General features: G+C 74.0%; 18 protein-coding genes. 7 read left to right on the forward strand and 11 right to left on the reverse strand.

Annotation, left to right across the window (positions count from 1 at the left end; translation table 11 throughout):
- Window positions 1-73: 73 nt before the first annotated feature.
- On the reverse strand, window positions 74-1,282 hold the full coding sequence (locus tag ABD774_RS02225; RefSeq protein ID WP_345037155.1) for a carboxylate--amine ligase: 1,209 nt from the start codon (window positions 1,280-1,282) through the stop codon (window positions 74-76).
- Between the two features lie 101 nt (window positions 1,283-1,383).
- On the opposite strand from ABD774_RS02225, the gene ABD774_RS02230 reads away from it, so the two are divergent.
- The 3 genes from ABD774_RS02230 (at window position 1,384) to ABD774_RS02240 (ending at window position 5,556) form a co-directional block, all read left to right on the forward strand.
- On the forward strand, window positions 1,384-1,968 hold the full coding sequence (locus ABD774_RS02230; protein WP_345037157.1) for a DUF3000 domain-containing protein: 585 nt from the start codon (window positions 1,384-1,386) through the stop codon (window positions 1,966-1,968).
- Between the two features lie 82 nt (window positions 1,969-2,050).
- Window positions 2,051-3,334 carry an HRDC domain-containing protein gene (locus ABD774_RS02235; RefSeq protein WP_345037159.1) on the forward strand — a complete coding sequence of 428 codons (1,284 nt, stop codon included), beginning with the start codon at window positions 2,051-2,053 and terminating at the stop codon, window positions 3,332-3,334.
- Between the two features lie 89 nt (window positions 3,335-3,423).
- Window positions 3,424-5,556 carry a 3-hydroxyacyl-CoA dehydrogenase NAD-binding domain-containing protein gene (locus ABD774_RS02240; RefSeq protein ID WP_345037162.1) on the forward strand — a complete coding sequence of 711 codons (2,133 nt, stop codon included), beginning with the start codon at window positions 3,424-3,426 and terminating at the stop codon, window positions 5,554-5,556.
- Window positions 5,557-5,581: 25 nt separating this feature from the next.
- Here the strand turns inward: ABD774_RS02240 and pflA are convergent, their stop codons facing one another.
- The 3 genes from pflA to dxs form a co-directional block, all read right to left on the reverse strand.
- On the reverse strand, window positions 5,582-6,487 hold the full coding sequence (gene pflA, locus ABD774_RS02245; protein WP_486327252.1) for a pyruvate formate-lyase-activating protein: 906 nt from the start codon (window positions 6,485-6,487) through the stop codon (window positions 5,582-5,584).
- A 117-nt stretch (window positions 6,488-6,604) separates the two neighbouring features.
- The gene (gene pflB, locus ABD774_RS02250) at window positions 6,605-8,887 is read right to left on the reverse strand and encodes a formate C-acetyltransferase (protein ID WP_345037164.1); all 2,283 of its coding nucleotides are present in this window, start codon (window positions 8,885-8,887) and stop codon (window positions 6,605-6,607) included.
- A gap of 236 nt (window positions 8,888-9,123) precedes the next feature.
- Window positions 9,124-11,037 (reverse strand): 1-deoxy-D-xylulose-5-phosphate synthase, encoded by a 1,914-nt coding sequence (gene dxs, locus ABD774_RS02255; RefSeq protein WP_345037166.1) that lies wholly within the window; start codon window positions 11,035-11,037, stop codon window positions 9,124-9,126.
- A gap of 130 nt (window positions 11,038-11,167) precedes the next feature.
- Between dxs and ABD774_RS02260 the strand changes: the two genes are divergently transcribed.
- Window positions 11,168-13,216 (forward strand): S9 family peptidase, encoded by a 2,049-nt coding sequence (locus tag ABD774_RS02260; protein ID WP_345037168.1) that lies wholly within the window; start codon window positions 11,168-11,170, stop codon window positions 13,214-13,216.
- An 8-nt stretch (window positions 13,217-13,224) separates the two neighbouring features.
- On the opposite strand, the gene ABD774_RS02265 is transcribed toward ABD774_RS02260, so the two are convergent.
- The 4 genes from ABD774_RS02265 to ABD774_RS02280 form a co-directional block, all read right to left on the reverse strand.
- Window positions 13,225-14,547: a serpin family protein gene (locus tag ABD774_RS02265; protein WP_345037170.1), complete on the reverse strand. Its 1,323-nt coding sequence runs from the start codon at window positions 14,545-14,547 to the stop codon at window positions 13,225-13,227.
- A gap of 243 nt (window positions 14,548-14,790) precedes the next feature.
- Entirely contained in the window at window positions 14,791-17,601 is a 2,811-nt protein-coding gene (locus ABD774_RS02270) for an aconitate hydratase (RefSeq protein ID WP_345037172.1), read from the reverse strand.
- 156 nt (window positions 17,602-17,757) lie between these two features.
- Window positions 17,758-19,074, reverse strand: coding sequence for a class I SAM-dependent RNA methyltransferase (locus ABD774_RS02275; RefSeq protein ID WP_345037174.1), 1,317 nt, complete (start codon window positions 19,072-19,074; stop codon window positions 17,758-17,760).
- Window positions 19,071-21,050: an APC family permease gene (locus tag ABD774_RS02280; RefSeq protein WP_345037177.1), complete on the reverse strand. Its 1,980-nt coding sequence runs from the start codon at window positions 21,048-21,050 to the stop codon at window positions 19,071-19,073. Before ABD774_RS02280 ends, ABD774_RS02275 begins: the two co-directional genes overlap by 4 nt.
- A 73-nt stretch (window positions 21,051-21,123) precedes the next feature.
- On the opposite strand from ABD774_RS02280, the gene ABD774_RS02285 reads away from it, so the two are divergent.
- Window positions 21,124-21,777 (forward strand): potassium channel family protein, encoded by a 654-nt coding sequence (locus tag ABD774_RS02285; RefSeq protein ID WP_345037643.1) that lies wholly within the window; start codon window positions 21,124-21,126, stop codon window positions 21,775-21,777.
- Window positions 21,777-22,493: a potassium channel family protein gene (locus ABD774_RS02290; protein ID WP_345037179.1), complete on the forward strand. Its 717-nt coding sequence runs from the start codon at window positions 21,777-21,779 to the stop codon at window positions 22,491-22,493. Before ABD774_RS02285 ends, ABD774_RS02290 begins: the two co-directional genes overlap by 1 nt.
- Here the strand turns inward: ABD774_RS02290 and ABD774_RS02295 are convergent.
- The 3 genes from ABD774_RS02295 to ABD774_RS02305 are packed head-to-tail and all read right to left on the reverse strand — an operon-like array spanning window position 22,411 to window position 24,190.
- Window positions 22,411-23,121: a DUF3159 domain-containing protein gene (locus ABD774_RS02295; protein ID WP_345037182.1), complete on the reverse strand. Its 711-nt coding sequence runs from the start codon at window positions 23,119-23,121 to the stop codon at window positions 22,411-22,413. The two genes, ABD774_RS02290 and ABD774_RS02295, sit on opposite strands and share 83 nt — an antisense overlap.
- Window positions 23,118-23,492, reverse strand: coding sequence for an OB-fold nucleic acid binding domain-containing protein (locus ABD774_RS02300; RefSeq protein WP_345037184.1), 375 nt, complete (start codon window positions 23,490-23,492; stop codon window positions 23,118-23,120). The genes ABD774_RS02295 and ABD774_RS02300 overlap by 4 nt, the downstream gene beginning before the upstream one ends.
- Window positions 23,489-24,190, reverse strand: coding sequence for a DUF3710 domain-containing protein (locus ABD774_RS02305; protein ID WP_345037186.1), 702 nt, complete (start codon window positions 24,188-24,190; stop codon window positions 23,489-23,491). The genes ABD774_RS02300 and ABD774_RS02305 overlap by 4 nt, the downstream gene beginning before the upstream one ends.
- 187 nt (window positions 24,191-24,377) lie before the next feature.
- Between ABD774_RS02305 and ABD774_RS02310 the strand changes: the two genes are divergently transcribed.
- Window positions 24,378-24,872 carry a DUF3093 domain-containing protein gene (locus tag ABD774_RS02310; RefSeq protein ID WP_345037189.1) on the forward strand — a complete coding sequence of 165 codons (495 nt, stop codon included), beginning with the start codon at window positions 24,378-24,380 and terminating at the stop codon, window positions 24,870-24,872.
- Window positions 24,873-24,882: the final 10 nt, after the last annotated feature.

The following is a 24,882-nucleotide window of genomic DNA, read 5'->3' on the forward strand; positions in this document are numbered from 1 at the left end:
ACCGCTTCAGGTGCCGCGCCGCTCACGGGCGTGACCGCGCACCGCCGTCCCCGGGGGTGTGAGCCTCCGTCGCTCAGCGGGGGTAGTACCGGGCGAACTTCCGGAACTGGTTGAGCTGGGCGGCGGCGATGTTCGCCCAGCGTCGCGGGTTCCGCTCGGCGCGGTACATCAGCGGGTTCGTCGCCCGCCCGGCCCGGGCCAGCCGGCGCACCAGCGCGGAGTTCTCGCGGCTGACGTACCGGCGTACCAGGGGCAGCGGCACCACGTGGAAGAGGTGCTCGGCGGAGCTCACCAACGGCTCGGCGGGCCGGCCGTCCACGAAGGCGTCGACGTACATGCGCGAGATGTCGTGACCGGAGGCGGTCACCGCGTAGCCGCTGCGCCCCACCCGCGGGTTGACCTCCAGGAAGCGGTAGACGCCGTCGCGCGGGTCGCGCTTGAGGTCGACGTTGGCGAAGCCCCTCCACCCCACGTGCTCGAGCAGCCGGCGGGCCTGCTCCACCGCCTCGGCGTTGACGCCCGTCACCTGGGCCACCGAGTTTCCGAGGGCTCCGGGGGTGTGCTCCTCGAGCAGCACCCGGCCGAACTGGGCGAAGCGCCACACCCCGTCGGCGTCGAAGAACAGGTTCACGGCAGCCATCTCGGCGTCGCCGCCCGGCACGAGCTCCTGGACCAGGAGGTCCCCGCCGAAGCCCCCCGCGGCGATCCGCGCCAGCACCTGCCCGAGCTCGGCGACGTCGTCGGCACGGTCGACCTTCTTCTTCCCGACGAAGTCCACGGCATGGTACGCCGTCGTCGAGGCCGCCTTGACGACCACCGGGAAGGTGAGCCCGGCCGCGGCGGCCGGGCCGTCCGCCGCCCGCAGGACCACCGTCGCGGGCACCGGGATGCCGAGCTGCTCGCACAGGGACGTGAAGGTGCCCTTGTCCGTCACCTGCGCCATGGCATCGGGCCCGGCGTAGGGCACGACCACACCGGGGAGCCGGTCACGGTGGGTCACGAGGGCGTCGACGAGCCAGTCCGCGCTGCCCAGGACGAGGTGGGTCGTCCCCGGCTCCTCCGCGGCGACGTCGCGGACGGCCGCGACGAGCAGGTCGGGGTCGGACAGGCCGGTCACGACGCGGTGGTCGACGGCGACCGACCCGGTCACCGCCCACGTCGCCACGCCGGCGAGCACGACGGACCGCACCCCGTACGTCTCGTGAAAGGTGCGGGCGGTGGCGTAGGCGCCGATGTCACCGCCGAGGATGATGGGACGGACGGGGGTGCCACGCTCGGCCAAAGCTTCTCCAAAGGGTGTGCGGACCCGGCGAGCATAGTGCCGCCCGGCGAGTCGGGCGCGGCCTGCCCCCGGGACCGCGCGCGGCGGCCTAGCCTGAGGACGTGACCGGTGACGAGGCGGTGGCACCGCCCGACTTCGAGACCGCGCTGCTGAGCCTGCGGGGTCATCGGATGCGTCCGGAGCTGCACCTCGAGGAGGTCCCGGCACCGACCCGGATCGCGCCGTACGCCCTCGCGCTGACCGGCGAGGTCAACGCCGCCCCCCGCACCATGGACCCCGACGCCCTGCTCGGGCACGGCCGATTCGTCGTCCTCCACGACCCCGCCGGCCAGGAGGCCTGGCACGGCACCTTCCGCGTCATCGTGCTGGCCAAGGCGCGGCTCGAGGCAGAGCTCGGCGCCGACCCGCTGCTGGGCGAGGTCGGCTGGACCTGGCTCACCGACGCCCTGACCGACGCCGGGGCGGGCTACCACCATCTCTCCGGCACGGTGACCCGGGTGCTGTCGGAGACCTTCGGCGGCCTGGAGCTGCGGGGCGGCGAGGTCGAGATCGAGGTCCGCGCCTCCTGGACGCCGACGACGCCGGACCTGGGCCCGCACCTGAAGGCCTGGGCCGCACTGACCTGCCAGGCGGCCGGTCTCGAGCCGCTGCCGGAGAACGTCACCTCGCTCAACCGCCGTCACTGAGCGTCGCCGCGTGACGACCGCGCCGGCCCGCCCCTCGCGCGCCGCGGGCGCACAACGCCCGCGCCGTCGTACCGTTGAGGCCGTGCCTGCCACCATCGACGCCAGCGATCACCTCGTCACCGGGATCTCCACCGGCGAGGACGGTGCGGCGACGGCGGAGGCGCCCGCGACCGTGCCGCTGACCGAGCCCGCCGAGGGCGTGCCCCCCGTCACCGCGACGCCGGAGGCGCTGGCCGAGACGACGGCGCGGCTGGCGGCCGCAGGCGGCCCCCTCGCGGTGGACGCCGAGCGCGCCTCCGGCTTCCGGTACGGGCAGAGCGCCTACCTGGTCCAGCTGCGCCGCCCCGGCGCGGGCACCGTCCTGCTCGACCCCACCACGCTGCCCGACCTCGGCGAGCTCGCCGCCGTCGTCAACCCCACCGAGTGGGTGCTGCACGCGGCCGACCAGGACCTGCCGTGCCTGCGCGAGCTCGGGCTCAGCCCGGCCGCGCTCTTCGACACCGAGCTCGCCTCCCGCCTCCTCGGCCGGGCCCACGTCGGGCTCGCCGCCGTCGTCGCGGAGAACCTCGGCTACGCCCTGGCCAAGGAGCACTCGGCCGCCGACTGGTCCACGCGGCCGCTGCCGGAGTCCTGGCTGCGCTACGCGGCCCTCGACGTCGAGCTCCTCGTCGAGCTGCGCGCCGTCCTGACCGAGCAGCTCGAGGAGGCCGGCAAGCTCGGCTGGGCGCTGGAGGAGTTCGAGCACGTGCGCACCGCGGCCCCGGCCGCCCCCCGGGTGGACCCGTGGCGCCGGACCTCCGGGCTCCAGGCGGTGCGCGACCTGCGTGGCCTCGCGGTCGCCCGCGAGCTGTGGGAGGCGCGGGAGGAGCTCGCCCGCCGGCGCGACCGCGCGCCCGGCCGCGTGCTGCCCGCAACCGCCATCGTCGCGGCGGCCCTGGCGAAGCCGCGGTCCCTGGAGGAGCTCACCCGCCTGAAGGAGTTCTCCGGCAAGGGGACCCGCCGGCACGCGCCGTACTGGTTCGCGGCGGTCGCGCGTGCGCTCGCGCTGCCCGAGTCCGAGCTGCCCGCCCGGCGCGCCGCGCCGGTGCCCGGGCAGCTGCCCGCCCCGCGCTCCTGGCCGGACAAGAACCCCGACGCCGCGGTCCGCCTCGACGCCGTGCGCACCAGCGTGCGCGCGCTCGCGGAGCAGCTGCGCCTCCCCCAGGAGAACCTCCTCTCCCCCGCCGTCCAGCGCCAGCTCGCGTGGGAGGTGAAGCCACGGCCGAGCATCGGGCAGGTGACCGACCGGCTCAGCGCGCTCGGTGCCCGCCCGTGGCAGGTGGCACAGGTGGCCGAGCCGCTCACCAAGGCGCTCCGGACCGCCTGACGGCACAGGCCCGGCTCACCGGACCGGTCCTCTCGGATAGGGTCTGCAGCAGTACCCGATACCGACAGTGCCGTCTATCTGGAGATCCCGTGACCACCACCTCCCCCTCGTACACCGAGCGCGTCACCGTCGTGCGGGCCGCGGACGTCGCGGTCCCCGACCTCGGGGTCGTCCTCGTTCTCACCCTGGCGCCCGAGGACGGCGGCGATCGCCCCTGCACGCTCGGCCCGGCCGGGCTCGCGCACCTCCAGCGGGCCGTGGACGACGCCGACCGGCGGGCCCGTGGGGGCGAGATCCGCGCCGTCGTCCTCACCGGGACGGGGCGCACCTTCCTCGCCGGTGCCGATCTTCATCTGATCCGCACGGCCGCGGCGGCCGCCGAGGTCCGGGAGCTGGCGGAGGCGGGCCACCGCGTGGTGGGCGCCCTTGCCGACCTGCCGGTGCCCACGCTGGCGTACCTCAACGGCGCGGCTCTCGGCGGCGGCCTCGAGCTGGCGCTGGCGTGCGACTACCGCGCGTCCGACCCGTCGGTGCGGGCGATCGGCCTGCCGGAGACCCACCTCGGCCTCCTGCCCGGCTGGGGCGGCTGCACCACGCTGCCGCGGCTGATCGGGCCCGACGCGGCGCTGACCGTCATCGTGGACAACCCCGCGCGGGGCAACCGCACGCTCCGGCCAGCCGACGCCCTGCGCGCCGGCATCCTCGACGTCGTGCTGCCCGGGGCCGACGGTCCTGCCGACCCGCTGGCGCCCGCGCTCGCGTGGCTGCGCTCCGTCGTCGCCGGGGAGGTCACCCCGACCCGGCGGGGGCAGCTGTCCGAGGAAGGGTGGGCGACGGCGGTCGAGGCGCGCCGCCCGCTCGCCGAGGCCCGCGCCGCCGGTGGTGCGCCCGCGGCGCTGCGCGCGCTCGAGACCGTCGCGACGGCCCGCACGCTGGCGCGCGCCGAGGCCTTCGCGCTCGAGGACGACGCGCTCGTGGACCTGGTGATGAGCGACCAGCTGCGCGCCGGGCTGTACGCGTTCGACCTGCTGACCCGGCGCGCGAAGAACCCGGCCGGGCGCCCCGTGGACGTGGCGCCGCGGGGCGTCCGGTCCGTCGGGATCGCCGGCGCCGGGCTGATGGCCGGCCAGCTGGCGCTGCTGCTCGCCCGGTCGCTGAAGGTGCCGGTGACCATGCGTGACCTCGACGACGACCGCGCCCAGAAGGGCCTGGCGGCGGTCCACGCCCAGATCGACCGGGAGGTCGCCAAGGGCGGCCTGCCGGAGGAGGACGCCGGGCGGCTGCGCCCCCTGCTGCGGGCCACGTCCGACCTGGCCGACCTCGCCGGCGCGGACCTCGTGATCGAGGCCGTCTTCGAGGAGATGGAGGTCAAGCAGCGCGTCCTCGCCGAGCTCGAGGGCGTCGTCGCACCGACCACCGTGCTGGCGACGAACACCTCCGCGCTGTCCGTCACGACGATGGCGGAGCATCTGCGCCACCCCGAGCGGGTGGTCGGGCTGCACTTCTTCAACCCCGTCGCGGTGATGCCCCTCGTGGAGGTCGTGCGGGCCGCGCGCACGGACGAGACGACGTACGCCACCGCGTTCGCCGTCGCGCAGGCCTGCCGCAAGACCGGGGTCGCCGTCGCCGACGCGCCCGGCTTCGTCGTCAACCGCCTGCTGATCCGCCTTCTCGGCGAGGTGCTCGGGGCCCTCGAGGAGGGCACGTCGGTCCGTGACGCCGACGCGGCCCTGCGTCCCATGGGCCTGCCGATGGGGCCGTTCCAGCTCCTCCAGCTCGTGGGGCCGGCGGTCGCCCAGCACGTGCTCGTCTCGCTGCGCCACGACCTCGGGGAGCGCTACCCGGAGTCGCCGGGCCTGGCCGCCGTCGTCGAGTCCGGGCGCAGCCTGGTCCTGGGCGAGGGCCGGCCGAGCGCGACGTCCCCGGCGGACCTCTCGGTGGGCGAGCTGTTCGGCTCCCGCCGGACGGCACGGCCCCTGGGCCCGGACGGGCTGCTCGACCGGGTCCGGCGTGCCCTGGCGGAGGAGACGGCGCTGCTGCTCGCCGAGGGCGTCGCCCGGGACGCGCAGGACGTCGACCTCGCGATGATCCTGGGCGCGGGCTGGCCGCTGCACCTCGGCGGGATCACCCCGTACCTGGACCGGACCGGCGCGGCCGAGGCCGTCACGGGGTCACGGTTCCACGAGCCGGGCGTGGCGAGCCTGCCGCGGAACGCTCGCTGACGGGCCGTCGGGGCGCCGCCGGAGCTCAGTAGACCGTGAGCCCCCGCTCGCGGAACTGCTCGCGCACCCGCTCCACCAGCGCGGTGTCGGGCGCGGGGGTGCCGTCGAGCTCGTAGGCCATGCCGAGCCGGTCCCACTTGTCGCGCCCCATCTGGTGGAACGGCAGGACCTCGACCCGCTGCACGGTGGGCAGCGTGGCGACGTGGTCCGCCACGGCCGCGACGTTCTCGGGCGCGTCGGTCAGCCCCGGCACGAGGACGAACCGGATCCACATCGCGTTGCCCCGCTCGGCGAGGCGGCGGGAGAAGTCGAGCGTCGGGGCCAGGTCGCGGCCCGTGGCGCGCCGGTACGTCCCGGGCAGCCCGGACTTGATGTCGAGCAGAACCAGGTCGACGTCGTCGAGCAGGGCGTCCGAGGCGTGGGTGCCGAGGAGGCCGGAGGTGTCGATGGTGGTGTGCACCCCCATCTCCTTGGCGCCGCGAAGCAGGCGGCCCAGGAACGCCGGCTGCATGAGGGGCTCGCCGCCGGAGACGGTCAGCCCGCCGCCGGTGGCGCGGAAGACCGGCAGGTACCGGCGCACCCGCGCCAGCAGCGTGTCGACGGCGACCGGCTCGCCGTCCTTCATCTTCAGCGTGTCGGGGTTGTGGCAGTAGAGGCAGCGCAGCGGGCAGCCGGCGAGGAAGACCGTGAGCCGCGTGCCGGGCCCGTCCACCGCGGTGACCAGCTCCCAGGAGTGCATGGAGCCGATCTCGCCGGCCCGCACGGCCGCGACGTGCTCGGCGTGGGTCATCTCCGCGGCGACGTCGATCCCGGCGGTACCCGCCGCCCGGCGCAGGCGGGGGACGTTGTCCTCCGGCACCGGCTCGTAGAAGCCGTTGATGCCGTCGGGCGCGACGACGCCGGCGGCGTGCTCGCCGAGGGTGGCGGTCATCGTTCCTCCAGGTGGGTGGCGGGCCGGTGGTGCGTGGTCGGGCCGGTGGTGCGTGGTCGGGCCGGTGGTGCGGTGGTGGCTCCCCGCCCGTGGTCTCCCCGGGCGGGGAGCCACCGGTCAGAGCGTGCCGTGGAAGGTGCGGGAGATGACGTCGAGCTGCTGCTCGCGCGTCAGCCGCACGAAGTTCACGGCGTAGCCGGAGACCCGGATGGTCAGCTGCGGGTACTTCTCGGGGTTCTCCATGGCGTCGTAGAGGGTGTCCCGGTTCAGGACGTTGACGTTCATGTGGTAGCCCTGCGATCCGGTGTACGCGTCGAGGAGGCCCACGAGGTTGGTGGCCTGCTCCTCGGCGGTGCGGCCCAGGCCCGACGGGACGACCGTGTTGGTCAGCGAGATTCCGTCCTGCGCCTCGTCGTAGGGCAGCTTGGCCACCGAGAGGGCGGAGGCGAGCATCCCGTGGGTGTCGCGGCCGTTCATCGGGTTGGCGCCGGGCGCGAACGGCTCGCCGGAGCGGCGCCCGTCCGGGGTGTTGCCCGTGTGCTTGCCGTAGACCACGTTCGAGGTGATCGTCAGCACCGACTGGGTGTGCAGGGCGTCGCGGTAGGTGGGCAGGGCCCGGATCTTGGCCATGAACCGCTCGACGAGCGTCACCGCGATGGAGTCCACGCGGTCGTCGTCGTTGCCGAACATCGGGAAGTCGCCCTCGGTGACGTAGTCGACGACGAGGCCGTCCTCGTTGCGCACGGGACGCACGGTGGCGTAGCGGATCGCGGAGAGGGAGTCCGCCGCGACGGAGAGCCCGGCGATGCCGCAGGCCATGGTCCGCAGCACGTCCTTGTCGTGCAGCGCCATCTCGAGGCGCTCGTAGGCGTACTTGTCGTGCATGTAGTGGATGCAGTTCAGGGCGTCCACGTAGGTGGCGGCCAGCCAGTCCAGCAGCGCGTCGTAGCGGCCCAGGACGTCGTCGTAGTCGAGGACGTCGCCGGTGACCGGCTCGGTCACGGGACCGACCTGCTTGCCGCTGTTCTCGTCCCGGCCGCCGTTGACGGCGTACAGCAGGGCCTTGGCGAGGTTGACCCGGGCGCCGAAGAACTGCATCTGCTTGCCCACCGCCATCGGCGAGACGCAGCACGCGATGGCGGAGTCGTCGCCCCACGCGGCGCTGATCTGGGCGTCGGACTCGTACTGGATGGCGGAGGTGTCGATGGAGACCTGCGCGCAGAACTTCTTGAACCCCTCCGGCAGCTGCTCGCTCCACAGCACCGTGAGGTTCGGCTCGGGGGCCGGGCCCAGGTTGTACAGGGTCTGGAGCATGCGGAAGGAGTTCTTCGTCACCAGCGTGCGCCCGTCCTGCCCCATGCCACCGATGGACTCGGTGACCCAGGTGGGGTCGCCGGAGAACAGCTCGTCGTACTCCGGGGTGCGCAGGAAGCGCACGATGCGCAGCTTGATGACGAAGTCGTCGATCAGCTCCTGCGCCTCGGACTCGGTGAGCACGCCGTCGGCGAGGTCGCGCTGGACGTAGACGTCGAGGAAGGTCGAGGTGCGGCCGAGCGACATGGCGGCGCCGTTCTGCTCCTTGACGGCGCCGAGGTAGGCGAAGTAGAGCCACTGGATCGCCTCGCGGGCCGTGGCGGCCGGGCGGGAGATGTCGTAGCCGTAGGAGGCGGCCATCTCCTTGAGCTCGCCGAGCGCGCGGATCTGCTCGGAGTTCTCCTCGCGGTCGCGGATGACGTCCTCGACGGAGCGCTGGGCGTCGAGCTCGGCCCGCTCGGCCTTCTTGCCGGCGATGAGCGCGTCGACGCCGTAGAGCGCCACCCGGCGGTAGTCGCCGATGATGCGGCCGCGGCCGTAGGCGTCGGGCAGGCCGGTGATGATGTGGGCGCTGCGGGCCTTGCGCACGTCGGGCGGGTAGACGTCGAAGACGCCGGCGTTGTGGGTCTTGCGGTACCTGGTGAAGATCTCCTTCACCACCGGGTCCACCTCGTAGCCGTAGGTCTTCAGCGAGGTCTCCACCATGCGCCAGCCGCCGTAGGGCATGATCGCCCGCTTGAGCGGGGCGTCGGTCTGCAGGCCGACGATCAGCTCATCCTTGCGGTCGATGTAGCCCGGCGCGTGGGCGGTGATGCCGGCGGGGGTCTTCGGGTCGACGTCGTAGACGCCCTTGGCGCGCTCCTCGGGGAACATCGTGGACAGGACGTCCCAGATGTGGGTGGTGCGCGCGGTGGGCCCGGCCAGGAAGCCGGCGTCACCGGTGTACGGGGTGTAGTTGCGCTGGATGAAGTCCCGGACGTCGATCGCGCTGCGCCAGGGCCCGTCGGCGAAGCCCCGCCAGGGCTCCGCTGCGGGTACGCCGGGTACCTCGGACGCCCCCGTGTGGCTGACGGTCGTGGTGGCCATGTTCCTGCCTCCTCGTGCGGGCCGACAACCCTTGCGGCCCCTCGACAACCACGCTATGAACCGGGCGGATCGGACAGGTGGGACCTACGACCGCACCCGTGTATGGGCCTGCTCACAACCCGTGGTGGCGGGCGCAGCGCCGAGGACAGCCGTCTGCGCCGAGGACCGCCGACCGGATGGCGGTCCTCGGCTCGGACGGCGGTCCCCACAACTCGGAGCGCGGTCAGAGGAGGCGCTCAGCCGGCCGGGCGCTCCACGGACCGGACCTCGGCCGAAGCGGCCAGGCCGGCGACCGCGGAGGCGGCCTCCCGGGCGATGTCCTGGCCCCGCAGGTGGAACTGCTCGACGAGCTGCGCGCGGGACGCGTGGTCGAGGAAGGCCTGCGGGACGCCGTGGCTGCGGACCGGGACGTCGGTGCCCGCCGCGGCCAGCGCGTCGCGCAGGGCGGAGCCGACGCCGTTGGTGGCGAGACCGTCCTCGATCGTGACCACCAGGTCGTGCTGGCGCGCCAGGACGAGCAGGTCGTCGCTGACCGGCAGCGCCCACCGCGGGTCGACGACCGTCGAGCCGATCCCCTGGGCGTCCAGGGCGGCGCCGACCTCGACGGCCGTGTGGGCCATGACGCCCACGCCGACGACGAGGACCCGCGGGACCCCGCCGTGACGGGCGAGGACGTCCACGCTCCCCTGGCGGCCCACGGCGGGCAGCGCCTGCGGCAGCGCGCCCTTGGGGTAGCGCAGCACGGTCGGGGCGTCCTCCACGGCGACGGCCTCGCGCAGCTCGGCGCGCAGCGTGGCCTCGTCCCGGGGCGCCGCGAGGCGCAGCCCGGGGACCGTGCGGAGCATGGCGATGTCCCACATGCCGTTGTGGGAGGCGCCGTCGTCCCCGGTCAGGCCGGCGCGGTCCAGCACGAACGTCACGCCCGCCCGGTGCAGGGCGACGTCCATGAGCACCTGGTCGAAACCGCGGTTGAGGAACGTGGCGTACAGGGCGACGACGGGGTGCAGGCCGGCGTAGGCCATGCCCGCGGCGGAGGTGACCGCGTGCTGCTCGGCGATGCCGACGTCGAAGACGCGGTCGGGGAACTCCTCCGCGAAGGGGGCGAGCCCGACCGGGGCGAGCATCGCCGCGGTGAGCGCGACGACGTCGCTGCGCCGTCGCCCGATCTCCACGATCTCCCCGGCGAAGACCGAGGTCCAGCCGAACCGGGACGGGGCCACGGGCAGCCCGGTCTCGGGGTGGATGACCCCGACGGCGTGGAAGCGGTCCGCGACGTCGGTCTCGGCCGGCGTGTAGCCGCGCCCCTTCTCGGTGATCGCATGGACGATCACCGGGCCGCCGAAGGACTTCGCCCGCGACAGCGCCGTCTCCATGGCGTCGATGTCGTGCCCGTCGACCGGGCCGATGTACTTGATCCCGAGCCCCTCGAACAGGCCCTGGGGGGCGATGACGTCCTTGAGCCCCTTCTTCATGCCGTGCAGGGCGTCGTAGGCCACGCGGCCGGGCACGCCGGTGCGGTGCAGGGTGCGCTTGCCCCACCCGAGCACCCGCTCGTAGCTCGGCGTGGTGCGCAGGGCGTCGAGGTGGTGCGCGAGGCCGCCGATGGTCGGCGCGTAGGAGCGGCCGTTGTCGTTGACCACGATGACCAGGGAGCGGTCCTGCCCGTCCGCGATGTTGTTCAGGGCCTCCCACGCCATGCCGCCGGTCAGCGCGCCGTCGCCGATGACGGCGACGACGGAGCGGTCCCCCAGGCCCCGCAGCTGGTTGGCCTTGGCGATGCCGTCGGCCCAGCTCAGCGCGGTGGAGGCGTGCGAGTTCTCCACCACGTCGTGGTCGGACTCCGCCCGGGACGGGTACCCGGAGACGCCGCCGCGCTGACGCAGCTCGGAGAAGTCCTGGCGGCCGGTGAGGAGCTTGTGCACGTAGGCCTGGTGCCCGGTGTCGAAGACGACGTGCTCGGCCGGGGAGTCGAAGACGCGGTGGATCGCGATCGTCAGCTCGACGACGCCGAGGTTGGGGCCCAGGTGCCCGCCCGTGCGCGAGACGGAGGCGACGAGGAAGTCACGGATCTCCTTGGCGAGCACCTCGAGCTCGGCGGCGCTCAGCCGGCGTAGGTCGGCGGGGCGCCGGATACGCTCCAGGTGGCTCATGGTGCTCCTTCCTCGGGCGCGCCCGTGCGCACGCCGACCCACCACTGTAGAACCGTAGGGCCGAAGGAGCGAGGTCGCGCGCCCGGGCACCACCGAGCCGCCGCTGTCCGCAACCCGTAGGGTGACGCCCATGATCGACGACGACGCCGGGCGCACCGTGGCCCCGTACGGGACCTGGGAGTCGCCGGTGGGCGCCCGCACGCTGACCGAGCGCACGGTGGGCCTGAGCCTGCCGGCGGTGGACGGCGCGGACGTGTACTGGCTCGAGGAGCGTCCCGAGGAAGCCGGCCGCAGCGCCCTGGTGCGCCGCCGGGCCGACGGCACGGTCGCGGACGTCGTCGCCACGCTGCCCGGCGGCGAGCCCGTCGACGTGCGCTCCCGGGTGCACGAGTACGGCGGGGGCGCCTACGCCGTGCGCAGCGGCGTGATCGTCCTCTCGCACGCGGGCGACGGGCGCCTCTACCGCCTGGGCGTGGGTGGCGGGCGGGCCCGCCACGCCTCCGGCACCGACTCCCCCGAGGCCGTCCCGCTCACCCCGGCGGGTCCCTGGCGCTTCGCGGACCCGGTCATCGACCTTGAGCGCGAGACCGTCTACGTCGTGCGCGAGGACCACGGGCCTGCCGCCCACGGCGCGGAGCCCGTCAACGAGCTGGTCCGGGTGCCGCTCGACGGCTCGGCCGCCGACGAGCCGTCCGCGGTGTCGGTCGTCGCCACCGGCACCGACTTCGTCGCCTCCCCGGCGCTCAGCCCCGACGGCGCCCACCTCGCCTGGGTCTCGTGGGACCACCCGCACATGCCGTGGACCAGCTCCGTGCTCCGTGTGGCCGAGCTCACGGCCGACGGCGCGTCCGCGGCGGAGCAGGTGGTGGCCGGCGGGGACGACGTGAGCGTCGCACAGCCGGTGTGGACGCCCGCCGGCGATCTCGTTCACGTCGACGACCGGACGGGCTGGTGGAACCTCTACCGGACCGAGGGCCTCGGCCACGGCCAGGAGCGCCGGACCCGGGCGCTGCACCCCGCCGAGATGGAGTTCACCGGGCCGCAGTGGCGCTTCGGGCCGCGCACGGTCGCCGTGCTCGACGACGAGCACCTGCTCTGCGCGTGGACGCGCGACGCCCGCTGGCACCTCGGTTCGGTGCGGCTGGCCAACGGCGAGCTCGAGGAGTGGTCCGCCGGCTGGGAGCCGCAGGAGGTGGCGGCCGCCGAGGGGCGTGCCGTCGTCGTCGCGGCCTCCGCCTCGCGGCCGCCGGCCGTGCTCGAGGTGGGCCGGCGCGCCGACGCGCCCGCGACCGTCCTGCGCCGCAGCAGCGAGACCACCCTCGACGACGGCGACGTCTCGGTCGCTCGTGCCCTGTCCTGGACCGCCCCCGACGGCGCCGAGGCGCACGGGTTCTTCTACCCGCCGACGTCCTCGCGCTTCCGTGCTCCGGACGGCGAGCTGCCGCCGCTGATGGTGATGACCCACGGCGGTCCGACCTCCGCCGCCCGGGCGACCTTCTCGCTCGCCGTGCAGTTCTGGACGACCCGCGGCTTCGCCGTGCTCGACGTCAACTACGGCGGCTCTACCGGCTACGGCCGCGCCTACCGGGAGCGGCTGGACGGCCGGTGGGGCATCGTCGACGTCGCGGACTGCGAGAGCGGGGCACGGCACCTCGCGGACGCGGGCCTGGTCGACGGCAGGCGGCTGGGCATCCGCGGCGGCAGCGCCGGCGGGTTCACCACCCTCGCCGCCCTGACCTTCACGGACACCTTCACCGCCGGCGCGAGCCGCTACGGCATCGGCGACCTCGAGGCGCTGGCACGCGACACGCACAAGTTCGAGTCGCACTACCCGTTCGGGCTCGTCGGTCCCCACCCCGAGGCGGCGCAGACCTACCGGGACCGGTCGCCCGTGCACCACACCGACGCGCTGTCCGCGCCGATCGTGCTCCTCCAGGGCACCGAGGACAAGGTCGTGCCGCCCAACCAGGCCGAGCAGATGGCCGACGCCGTTCGGGCCAAGGGGCTTCCGGTCGCCGTGGTGATGTTCGAGGGCGAGGGCCACGGTTTCCGGCGCGCGGAGAACATCGAGGCGGCAGCCCTGGCGGAGCTCAGCTTCTTCGGGCAGGTCTGGGGCTTCGAGCCCGCGGGTGACGTCCCGCGCCTCGCGCTGGAGAACCTGGAGAGCACCGCCGGCTGAGCCGGTCCTCACCCGCGTGGGTCGGCGATCGCGCCCATGAACATGGGCCAGCCGGTCTCGAGGTGCACGATCCGCACCGCGAACGGCCGGTCCACGGTCATCACCACCGGCTCCGCCGGATCGGGCGCTGAGCCGGCCGTCACCCCGACCTCGGTCGTGGCGGCGGCCACCGTCCCCTCCTCGTCCACGGTCAGCGTGGCCTGGTGCGCCACGGCGCCGACGAAGAGGTCGGGCGCGATGCCGGTCAGGTCCGCCTCCGGGTAGCTGAACAGGACGCCCAGGCCGAGATCGCGCAGCGGCGGCACGAGGTCGGCCGAGGTCTTGACGTCGACCGTCGGCAGGTGCAGCAGGACGTCGGTCGCGACCGGGCCGGAGAGCGCCTCGCCGAGCTGGTACCAGTCCTCCGCGGACAGGCTGGGCCCCGCCCCCTCCGGCGGGAGGACCACGTCCATGGCGAACCCCTCGGTGTAGGGCAGCCGCACCGCCTGGGCGCCCCGCAGCTCCGCATAGGCCGCGAGCAGCCGCTGCGTCATCGTCGGGACCGGGACCTCCTGGCCGCTGACGAGGGTGAACGGCAGGTCCGAGGTCACCTCCGCGGCGAAGGGGTCCTGCCACCGGGCCGCGAGCAGCACCGCGTTCTGCAGGACGAGCACGAGGTTCGGGTCGGGCTGGATCGCCGAGGACCGGATGCGGCCGCCGGTGTGCTCACGGACCCAGGCGTCCAGCACCCGTTTGCCCGAGGCGTCCGAGAGGTCGGCGACGCGCAGCCCGGCGCCGTACCCACGCGCGAGCCGGTCGAGGTACTCCCGCTCGACGTCACGGTCCTCGTCGACGACGACGGCGTTGGCGAGGTGGAGCAGGGGGCGTTCCGGCAGGTCGTCCCCGTCCACGCTCCCCGGGTCGCCGTCGTACTCGAGGACCGCGGCCTGGAGGGCGTTGTAGGCGTCCGTGCGCTCCTCCCCCGCGGCCCCCAGCACGCCGTCGAGCACGGTCGCGCTCTGCCCCCGGGCGCCCTCGGCCAGCATGGCCAGCGCGACCGCCACCGAGGCCGGCGAGACCACGCGGTTCTCCGTCGCATCCCCCGCGGCCACCAGGGTCGCGCCGAGGGCGGTGGTGGCGTTCACCGCGTCCGGAACGGCCGCGGTCGCCTCGACGGTCACGACCTCGTGGTCGACGTCGGACCGCACCTCGAGCCCTGTGCTCCCGGCCCCGCAGGCGGCCAGCCCGGCCGTGGTGCCGACGGCGGCGACGAGCGAGACGGGGCCCTTGCGGGCGTTGTTGCGGGCGCCCCCGGGGGCGGCCGTGGCGTTCCGACGGCGGCGTCGTGCCATGTGATCGAGCGTACGGCGGGCCCTGCCGCGGGGGTGCGGTCACCGGGTCACGATCGGGTCTCGGCGAGCGGGACGGTGGCGAACGGACCGGGACCGGGCGGTGGCGAACGGACCGGGACCGGGCGGTGGCGAACGGACCGGGACCGGGCGGTGGCGAACGGACGGAGCCGGACGGGCGAAGGCCCCGTCCCGGAGCGGGACGGGGCCTTCGCGGCGGACCTCCGCCGTCGTGCGTGACGGTGGTCAGGCGGCCTTGACGAGGGAGCGCAGGACGTACTGCAGGATGCCGCCGTTGCGGAAGTAGTCCGCCTCGCCGGGCGTGTCGATGCGCACGACCGCGTCGAACTCGACCTTCTCGCCGCCGTCCTTGGTCGCGGTGACCCGGACGGTCCTGGGCGTGGTGCCCTCGTTCAGCGCGGTGACGCCGGCGATGTCGAAGGTCTCGGTGCCGTCCAGACCGAGCGACTCGGCGTTCTGTCCGGCCGGGAACTGCAGCGGCAGGACACCCATGCCGATGAGGTTCGAGCGGTGGATCCGCTCGAAGCTCTCGGTGATGACGGCCTTGACGCCCAGCAGGGCGGTGCCCTTGGCGGCCCAGTCGCGGGACGAGCCGGAGCCGTACTCCTTGCCGCCCAGGATCACCAGCGGCACGCCCGCCTCCTGGTACGCCGTCGACGCGTCGAAGATCGTCTCCTGCTCGCCGGTCAGGAAGTTCTTCGTGAACCCGCCCTCGACACCGTCCAGGAGCTGGTTGCGCAGCCGGATGTTGGCGAAGGTGCCGCGGATCATGACCTCGTGGTTCCCGCGGCGCGAGCCGTAGGAGTTGAAGTCCCTGCGGGCCACCCCGTGCTCGGCCAGGTACCTGCCCGCCGGGCTGTCCGGCTTGATGGAGCCGGCCGGGGAGATGTGGTCCGTGGTGACGGAGTCGCCCAGCTTGGCCAGGACCCGGGCGCCCGCGATGTCCTGCACGGGCTGCGGCTCGGCGGTCATGCCCTCGAAGTACGGGGGCTTGCGCACGTAGGTGGAGTCCTCCTGCCAGGCGAAGGTGTCGCCCTCGGGGGTCTCCAGCGAGCGCCACCGCTCGTCGCCGGCGAAGACGTCGGCGTAGTCCTTGGTGAACATCTCGCGGTCGATCGAGGTCGCGATCGTGGAGTCCACGTCCGCCGCCGAGGGCCAGATGTCCTTGAGGTAGACGTCCCGTCCGTCCTTGTCCTGGCCCAGGGGCTCGTTCTCGAAGTCGAAGTCCATGGTGCCGGCGAGGCCGTAGGCGATGACCAGCGGCGGGGACGCCAGGTAGTTCATCTTCACGTCGGGGTTGATGCGGCCCTCGAAGTTGCGGTTGCCGGAGAGCACCGAGGCGACGGCGAGGTCGTTCTCGTTCACGGCGGCCGAGACCTCCTCCGGGAGCGGGCCCGAGTTGCCGATGCAGGTGGTGCAGCCGTAGCCGACCAGGTGGTACCCGAGCTCCTCCAGGTAGGGCCAGAGGCCGGCCTTGTCGTAGTAGTCCGAGACGACCTTCGAGCCCGGCGCCATGGAGGTCTTGACCCACGGCTTGACCTGCAGGCCCCGCTCCACGGCGTTCTTCGCGAGCAGCCCGGCGGCGAGCATCACCGAGGGGTTGGAGGTGTTGGTGCAGGAGGTGATCGAGGAGATGACGACCGCGCCGTGGTCGAGCTCCGTCTGCGTCCCGTCCTCCATCGTCAGCGACACCCGCTTGTGGGTGCGGCGGGTGGCGTGCTCGTGCGGCGCGGGCGCCGTGCCGTCCTGGTCGCCGTTGGTGGCGCCGGCCGCGATCGGGTCGGAGGCGGGGAAGGTCTCCTCGATGGACTCGTCGAGGCTCGTCTCGTGGATCGCCTCGTGCTCACCGACGTAGTTGGGCAGCACGTCGGCGAAGGAGCCCTTGGCCTCGGAGAGCGCGATGCGGTCCTGCGGACGCTTCGGGCCCGCGATGGAGGGCACCACGGTGGAGAGGTCGAGCTCGAGGTACTCGGAGAAGACCGGCTCCTTGGAGGCGTCGTGCCACAGGCCCTGCTCCTTGGCGTAGGCCTCGACCAGCGCGACCTGGGCGTCGGAGCGGCCGGTGAGCCGCAGGTAGTCGATGGTGACCTGGTCGATCGGGAAGATCGCGGCGGTGGAGCCGAACTCCGGGCTCATGTTGCCGATCGTGGCGCGGTTGGCCAGCGGGACCTCGGCCACGCCCTGGCCGTAGAACTCGACGAACTTGCCGACCACGCCGTGCTTGCGCAGCATCTCGGTGATCGTCAGCACGACGTCGGTGGCGGTGGCCCCGGGCGGGATGGAGCCGGAGAGCTTGAAGCCCACGACCCGCGGGATGAGCATCGACACGGGCTGGCCCAGCATGGCGGCCTCGGCCTCGATGCCGCCGACGCCCCAGCCGAGCACCCCGAGACCGTTGACCATCGTGGTGTGGGAGTCGGTCCCGACGCAGGTGTCGGGGTAGGCCTGCAGGACGCCGTCGACCTCCCGCGTCATGGTGACGCGAGCGAGGTACTCGATGTTGACCTGGTGGACGATGCCGGTGCCGGGCGGGACGACCTTGAAATCGTCGAAGGCCGTCTGGCCCCAGCGCAGGAACTGGTAGCGCTCCTTGTTGCGGCCGTACTCGAACTCGACGTTGCGCTCGAAGGCGTCCTCGCGGCCGAAGACGTCGATCACGACGGAGTGGTCGATGACGAGCTCGGCCGGCGCGAGGGGGTTGATCTGCTCGGGGTTGCCGCCGAGCTCGGCGACGGCCTCACGCATGGTGGCGAGGTCGACGACGCAGGGGACGCCGGTGAAGTCCTGCATGACCACGCGGGCCGGGGTGAACTGGATCTCGGTGCTGGGCTCGGCGGTCGCGTCCCACTCGGCCAGCGCGCGGACGTGGTCGGCGGTGACGTTCTTGCCGTCCTCCGTGCGCAGCAGGTTCTCGGCGAGGATCTTGAGGCTGTACGGGAGGCGCTCCAGCCCCTCGACCGCGGCGAGCCGGAAGATCTCGTAGCTCTCCCCGCCGACGTCGAGCGTTCCCCTGGACTTGAAGCTGTCGGTACTCACATCTGCTCCTCGGCTCGTGCTGGCGTGCGCGGCGGGGTGGCGTGAGGCCACCGTGGCCGTCCACGGGACATGGTCCCACGGCGTCCGCACCGCGGATATCTCGATATCAAGATAGTTGCTCGGGGCCGGGTGTGTCCACCGACACGCCCGGCTCCGTCAGCGCCGCTCGAGCGTGGCGACCATCTCGAAGTGGTGGGTGTGCGGGAAGAGGTCGAGCCCCTCGAGGCCGACGACGACGTAGCCGCCCGCCCGTGCGGCGGCCAGGTCCCGCGCCAGCGCCGCGGGGTCGCAGGCGACGTGGACGATCCGCGCCGGCGACAGCGCGGTGATCGCCTCCACGACCCCGGCGCCGGCCCCCGCGCGCGGCGGGTCGAGCACGACGACGTCGCAGCCCTGCCCGCCCTCGGCCACGGTCCCGGGCTCGACCAGGCCGGTCCCGAGGGCCACGTTGGGGTGGTCGTGCAGGTTGCGCCGGGCGTCCCGGACCGCCGAGGCGGATCCCTCGAGCGTGACGACACGCCCGTCCTCCCCGACGGCGCGGGCCAGCGGGAGCGTGAGGAGCCCCGCCCCGGAGTAGAGCTCGAGCACGGACTGTCCCGGCTCGAGCGCGGCCGCGGCGAGCACCGCACGCACCAGCGCCTCGGGCGCCCGCCGGTGGACCTGCCAGAACCCGGAGCCGGAGACCCGGTAGTGCAGCTCTCCCACCGGCGAGGGCACGACCTCGCGCACCGAGCGGCGGGCCGGGCCCTTGCCCCGGCGCCGGCCGGGGGTGGCCGGCTCGCCGTCGACCAGCACGAGCGGCTCGCCCTCGCTCGGTGCCACGGCCTCCACCCGGGATCCCGGGTGCCAGGTGCGCCGCCAGGGCGAGTCGGTACCGAGGAGCCCGAGCTCGACGATCGCCCGGTCGGCGAGCGGCAGCTGCGTGAGCGGGAGGACGTCGTGGCTGCGGAAACGGTGCATGCCCGCCCGCCCGTCCCTGGCCACCGTGAGCTCGATGCGGGTGCGGGTCCCGAGGCCGCCCCGCTCGTCGTCGCCGGGCAGGCCCACGACGCGGGGGCCGGCGGGCCCGGTCAGGGCCGCGACGTCGTCGGCGACCTGCTGGCCGCCGATCCGGCGGAGCGTCTCGGCGAGCACCTGGCTCTTCCACTCCCGCTGCGCGGGCAGCGCGACGTGGGCGAGCTCGCCGCCCCCCACCCCGCCGGGGCCGGCCTCCGGCCAGACCGACGGCACACGGTCGGGCGAGGGCTCGAGCACCTCGACGGCGTCGGCGCGCCAGAAGCGGGAGCGCCGGTCCGTCACCGCGATCCGCACCCGCTCCCCCGGCAGCGTGTGGCGGACGAAGACGACGCGCCCGTCGAGCCGGGCGACGCAGTGGCCGCCGTGGGCCGGGGCACCGACCTCGACGACCGGCCGCTCCTCCTCCGCCGCCGTCTCGTCGGTCCGGTCGGCGGGGCGGTCGGGCTGGTGGGTCATACGGGTTCTCCCGGTCTGCTCTCGAGGTGGTCGACCACGTCGACCTGGAACGGCACCGACGCCATGACGACGCCGGGGGTGAAGAGCAGCCGGCTCTTGAGCCGCAACGCGCTCTGGTTGTGCAGCAGCTGCTCCCACCAGTGGCTCACCACGTACTCCGGCACGAAGACGACGACGAGGTCGCGCGGGGAGGCCCGGCGCACGGACCGCACGTGCTCGACCACGGGCCGGGTCACCTCGCGGAACGGGGAGTCCAGCACCGTCAGCGGCACCGGTATCTCGGCCTCCTCCCACGCCCGCCGCAGCGCCTCGGTCTCCTCCGGCGAGACGTTGACCGTCACCGCCTCGAGCGTGGACGGGCGGGTGGCGCGGGCGTAGGCGATCGCGCGCATGGCGGGCTGGTGCAGCTTGGAGAGCAGCACGATCCCGTGCACGCGCGCGGGCAGCGCCTTCGCCTCGCGCACGTCGGGGACCGCCAGCTTGACCGCCACCGAGTCGTAGTGCCGGCGCACCGCGTTCATCGTGACGTAGAGCACCGCCATGAGCAGCAGGGCGATCCAGGCGCCGTGGGTGAACTTGGTGACCAGGACGATGACGAGGACGGCGCTGGTCAGGACGAGGCCGAAGGAGTTGACCAGGCGGGAACGGCGCATCGCCCCGCGGGCCCGCGGGTCCGTCTCGACCCTCAGGTGGCGGGTCCAGTGCCGCACCATGCCGGTCTGGCTGACGGTGAAGGAGATGAACACGCCGACGATGTACAGCTGGATCAGCCGGGTGACCTCGGCGTCGAACAGGACGATCAGCAGCGCCGCCGCGACCGCGAGGGCGAGGATGCCGTTGGAGAAGACGAGCCGGTCGCCGCGGGTGTGCAGCTGGCGCGGGAGGAAGCCGTCGCGGCCCAGGATCGACCCGAGCACCGGGAAGCCGTTGAACGCGGTGTTGGCGGCGAGCACGAGGACGAAGCCCGTGACCGCGGTCACCAGCACGAAGAGCACGGGGACGTCGTGGAAGACGGTCGCCGCGAGCTGGCCGATGACCGGGTCCTGGACGTAGTCCTCGCCCACCGGCACGCCGTCCCGCAGCAGCTGGTCCGCGGGGTCCTGCGCGAAGCGCACGTTCGCGGCCCGGGCGAGGAGCAGGATCGACATCAGCATGGTCGCGCCGATCAGCCCGAGAAGCAGCAGGGTGGTGGCGGCGTTCCTCGACCGTGGCTTCTGGAAGGCGGGGACCCCGTTGCTGATGGCCTCCACGCCCGTGAGCGCGGCCGCGCCGGAGGAGAACGCACGCAGCACCAGGAACAGACCGGCCAGCCCGACGAGCCCCTGCTCGTAGGGCGGCACGGGCGCGAGCTCGAGCGACGCCGACGCCGCGGGCTGCAGGACCCCGACGGCGTTCTGGACGAGCCCGACGACGGCCAGGAGGCCGATGGAGCCCAGGAACAGGTAGCCCGGGACGGCGATCGCGCGGCCGGACTCGCGCACCCCGCGCAGGTTCAGCATCGCCAGGACGGCGACCAGTGCGACCGCGAAACCGGTGCGGTGCTCAGCCGTGGCGGGCACCGCGGTGGCGAGGTACTGCACCGCCGAGGAGATCGACACCGCGACGGTGAGGACGTAGTCGACGAGAAGGGCGCTCGCCACCGTCAGCCCGGCCCGCGGGCCGAGGTTCGTCGTCGCCACCTCGTAGTCGCCGCCCCCGCTCGGGTAGGCGCGCACGGTCTGGCGGTAGGAGGAGACGACCGTCAGCATCACGACGACGACGGCGAGCCCGACCCACGGCGAGAGGGTGAGCGCCGCGAGGCCGGCGAGGGACAGGGTCAGGAGGATCTCGTCGGGCGCGTACGCCACGGATGACCACGCGTCCGCGGCGAAGACCGGCAGGGCGTACCGCTTGGGCAGCTTCGCCACGCTCAACCGGTCGCTGCGCATCGGGCGCCCGACCAGCACCCGCTTGAACGCTCCTCCGACATCTGGCACGAGGCCCCATGCTAGGCCCGGGTAGGCCCCGTCGCCGCGCGGCGGTAGCGTCAGCGCCGTGCACTTCGTGATCATGGGCTGCGGGCGGGTCGGGGCGACCCTGGCCGAGCAGCTCGAGGACAACGGCCACTCGGTGGCGGTGGTCGACCAGAATCCCGACGCCTTCCGCCGGCTGCCCTCCCACTTCGCCGGGCGGCGCGTCACCGGGCTCGGATTCGACCGTGACGCCCTGGCGCAGGCCGGCATCGAGGATGCGCACGCCTTCGCCGCCGTGTCCAACGGCGACAACTCCAACATCATCGCCGCCCGCGTCGCGCGCGAGGTCTTCGGGGTCGGCAACGTCGTCGCCCGGATCTACGACCCGCGCCGCGCGGAGGTCTACCAGCGCCTCGGCATCCCGACGGTGGCGACGGTGCGCTGGACCGCGGACCAGGTGCTGCGGCGCATGCTGCCCCTCGGTGCGGTGTCCGAGTACCAGGACCCGTCCTCCTCCGTGAGCCTCGTGCGCTGCGACGTCCACGTCGGGTGGGTCGGGCGGGAGATCGAGCGCGTCGAGGAGCGCACCGGGGCGCGGGTGGCGTACGTCACGCGGCTAGGGCGCGGCATGGTCCCCGAGCCGCACACCGTTCTGCAGGAGAACGACGTGGTGCACCTCATGGTGGCCACGGACCGGGTCGGGCCCGCCCAGCGCGTGCTCGCCGGACCGCCCGGACGGGAGGAGGACTGATGCGCGTCGTCATCGCCGGAGCCGGCTCGGTCGGCCGGTCCATCGCCCGAGAGCTGCTCGGCCACGGCCACGAGGTCACGCTCGTGGACCGCAACCCCGCCGCCATGCGGGTGGCCTCCGTCGCCGAGGCGGACTGGCTGCTCGCGGACGCCTGCGAGCCCAGCGCGCTGGCGGAGGCGCGGGTGGAGGACAGCGACGTCGTCGTCGCCGCGACCGGGGACGACAAGGTCAACCTCGTCGTCTCCCTGCTGGCGAAGACGGAGTTCGGCGTGCCCCGGACCGTCGCCCGCGTGAACAACCCGAAGAACGAGTGGATGTTCGACGACGCCTGGGGCGTCGACGTCCAGGTGTCCACCCCGCGGATCATGACCTCGCTGGTGGAGGAGGCCGTCTCGGTCGGGGACCTCGTGCGCATCTTCCGGTTCCACCAGTCGGGCGCCAGCATGCACGAGATCACGCTGCCGGCGGACTCGCCCGTGGTGGGCCGCCGGGTGGGTCAGGTGATGTGGCCGCCGGACACGGTGCTGGCCGCGATCATCCGCGAGGACCGGCCGATCGCTCCCGGCGGGGACGACACGCTGGAGGCGGGCGACGAGCTCCTGCTCGTGGTGTCCGCCTTCGCGGAGGACCAGCTCAGCGGTCTGCAGCAGATGCTGGCTCCCGCACCAGCACCCACGTCGCCCACAGCGTCAGGCCCCACAGCGGAAGCCCCATGACCAGCCGCGCGGTGCCCAGCCAGGCCACCTCCGCCTGGAGGAACAGCGGGATCTGCACGGCCAGGCGGAGCAGGAACATCCCGACCCACAGCCAGGTGGCGACCCGGTAGCGGACCAGTCGCGCGCGCTGCGCCGGGTCGGTGCGCCAGGAGAAGTCCTGCCCCCTGAGCAGGGACACCACGACGCCGACGACGGGCCAGCCCGCGAGCAGCGCCCCGGTGAGGACCACGGCGTACGCGCCGTTCGTCCACAGGCCGAAGGCGAAGTAGTCCTGCGCCTCGCCGGTGCGCCACGCCCAGACCACGCCGACGACGACGCCGACGAGCCCGCCGGCGGCCTGCGTCAGGGGGGTCCTGGCGACGAGCCGCAGGACCATGGCGACGACGGCGACGGCGAGCGAGGCGACCAGCGGCGGGACGAGCTCACCGGTGGCGATGAAGACGGCGACGAAGACCAGGCCCGGGGCCATGGACTCGACGAGTCCCCGGACCCCGCCGATGGTCTCGGCGAGGGAGAAGTCCTCCCCCACGAGCTGGCGCATCGCGGAGCCCCTGGCGGCCTCGGCGACGTTCTCCTCCAGGTCGTGCTCGGTGCGCTCCTCGCCGGGATCTCCGGGCGGGACGCTCACGCGGAGACCGCCCTGGGCAGCAGCCGGTAGCCGGGGTTGAACATGGCTGGTCTCCCGTGGTCGTCGTACACCATTCCCTCGGCCACGAGGCGCCGCCCGGGGGTGATGCCGGGGATGTCGTGGCGGCCGAGGAAGATCAGCTCGACCGTGCCGGTGCCGTCGGAGAGGCGGGCCGACAGCGCCGGCGTCTGCGAGCGTGGCCGGTAGGTCAGCGCGGTGACGGTCCCGGCCACCACCGCGCGGCGCCGCGGGACGATCTCGGCCACGGGGGTCGCTCCCGGCACGTGGCTGATCCGGCGCTCCTCGTCCGCCTCGAGCTCGCGCCGCGAGGCGACCAGGCCGTGGAGCGCGTCGGCGACGCGCGGGGTCACCGGACCTCCGTGATCTCCGGGCCGCGCCGCAGCGGGTCGAGCCCCGGCTCCGTCGTCGTGGCCGCCGGGGCGGCGGGCACCTGACCGGGAGCGTGCAGGAGCAGCACGTCGCGCGGCGCGCGCGCCTCCTGCCCGCGCACCACGACCACGTCCGCGAGCACGTCCTCCAGCTCGGCGGCCGCCTCCGCGTCCACGGCGGCCTTGCCGGTCACCACCGCGCGCAGGAACCAGCGCGGTCCGTCGACGCCGACGAAGCGCGCGGGCCGGTGGCCGGTGCCGCCCTCCGGCGTCTTCACGGGCAGGCGGGCCAGCAGCTCGGTGCCGAACGGGCCCTCGACCTCCTCGGCGGTGCCGCCCTGCTTGCCGACGGAGCCGGTGATCTCCTCCCGCAGCTCGTCCCAGATGCCCAGGGTGCGGGGCGCCGCGAACACCTGGAGCTGCATCGCCGAGCCGTTCAGCCCGAGCGTGACCGCGACGACGTTGCGCGACTTCTTCTCGACCTCGAGCCGCAGCTGCATGCCCGCGCGGGCAGGGATCCGCAGCGCGCCCAGGTCCAGGCGGGAGCCGAGCCCGGGGACGGCCTCGACGTCGTGCGGTCCGCGTTCCGCGCTCTCCGCCACGGCCTCGGGGGCGGCCTGCGTCTCGTCGGTCCCGGCGTCGGTCGGGGTGTCGCGCCTGCGGCGCGAGAACAGACTCATCTTCGTCAGCGTCTCCTCGAAAGCTGTCGGACCCGTCGGCACGGCCGACGGGCGCGTGTCGACTGTACCCGGGGCGCGCAGGCGCGTGCAGCGGCCGTCCCGGGCCCGGCGCGGACGTCCGCCCCGGACGGCACCGGCGTGACGTCCCTGGTCCTGTCACGGGCCGCGGTCCTGGCAGAGTGAGGGTGTGGAGAAGACCCCGACCGCGACGACCCCCCTGTTCCGCGAGCGGCTGGCCCCGCCGGCGAGCGTGCACCTGATCTCGCTGCTGCTGGGTGGTGCGGCCGCGCTCGCCCTGTCGCTGTGGGGGCCGGTGGCGGCCCTCGTGGGCGGCGTCGTCGCCGCGGCGGGGCTCTCCGCACTCCTCGTGCTCACGGCCCCGGTGGTGGAGGTGGTCACCGGCGGCGACCCGGCCGACGGCGGGGCGCCCGGGGCGCCGAGGCTGCGGGCGGGACGGGCGGTGATCCCCGTGGAGGCGCTGGGCCCCGGCGAGGCGCTCGACGCGGGCGAGCTGCACGAGGCGATGGGGCCGGGGGCGAACGCGCGCGCCTGGGTCTGCCACCGTTCGTGGATCCGGTCGGCGGTGCGGCTGCCGGTGGCGGACGAGCGGGACACCACGCCCTACTGGCTGGTGTGCACACGCCGGCCCAGGCAGCTTCTCGCTGCGCTGGACCGGCGCTGATCGGTCGTTC

Origin of the sequence: Georgenia daeguensis, assembly GCF_039537705.1 — a bacterium.
Taxonomy (GTDB): domain Bacteria; phylum Actinomycetota; class Actinomycetes; order Actinomycetales; family Actinomycetaceae; genus Georgenia; species Georgenia daeguensis.

Coding starts and splice junctions, on each gene's coding strand:
- pflB (WP_345037164.1), bottom strand. CDS start 8,887: ATGGCCACCACGACCGTCAGCCACACGGGGGCGTCCGAGGTACCCGGC.
- ABD774_RS02290 (WP_345037179.1), top strand. CDS start 21,777: ATGCGCGTCGTCATCGCCGGAGCCGGCTCGGTCGGCCGGTCCATCGCC.
- ABD774_RS02285 (WP_345037643.1), top strand. CDS start 21,124: ATGGGCTGCGGGCGGGTCGGGGCGACCCTGGCCGAGCAGCTCGAGGAC.
- ABD774_RS02260 (WP_345037168.1), top strand. CDS start 11,168: ATGATCGACGACGACGCCGGGCGCACCGTGGCCCCGTACGGGACCTGG.
- ABD774_RS02305 (WP_345037186.1), bottom strand. CDS start 24,190: ATGAGTCTGTTCTCGCGCCGCAGGCGCGACACCCCGACCGACGCCGGG.
- pflA (WP_486327252.1), bottom strand. CDS start 6,487: ATGACCGCCACCCTCGGCGAGCACGCCGCCGGCGTCGTCGCGCCCGAC.
- ABD774_RS02275 (WP_345037174.1), bottom strand. CDS start 19,074: ATGACCCACCAGCCCGACCGCCCCGCCGACCGGACCGACGAGACGGCG.
- dxs (WP_345037166.1), bottom strand. CDS start 11,037: ATGAGCCACCTGGAGCGTATCCGGCGCCCCGCCGACCTACGCCGGCTG.
- ABD774_RS02265 (WP_345037170.1), bottom strand. CDS start 14,547: ATGGCACGACGCCGCCGTCGGAACGCCACGGCCGCCCCCGGGGGCGCC.